Here is a 252-nt window from a genome sequence, read left to right as displayed (position 1 = left end):
ATCGGGGTTGCCGCCCGCCAGCACGAGGCCCGTGTAGCCACCGCGCGAAAAACCGAAGAAGCCGATCCGCGCCGGGTCGATGCGTGCGGCGTCGGCCGAGGGGCCGAGCATGTAGTCGACGAGCCGCTTGATGTCGGTCGGCCGTTCGAAGAATTCCTGCGCGTCGGCGGCGCCCAAAATCTCGTGCAGCAAGTCCGACGCGCCGTTGGCCACTTCACTCTGCTGATCAAAATCCTCGGCACTGCGCACATA

1 pseudogene is annotated in these 252 nt (G+C 65.5%); it reads right to left on the bottom strand.

What is annotated here, in order from left to right:
• Positions 1–249: pseudogene (locus tag SB816_RS33595) on the bottom strand (hypothetical protein); the annotation flags it as partial.
• Positions 250–252 lie beyond the last annotated feature (3 nt).

Origin of the sequence: Achromobacter sp. SIMBA_011 (assembly GCF_046535435.1) — a bacterium.
Lineage (GTDB): Bacteria > Pseudomonadota > Gammaproteobacteria > Burkholderiales > Burkholderiaceae_B > Achromobacter > Achromobacter dolens.
This window is presented reverse-complemented; position numbering and strand designations above follow the sequence as displayed.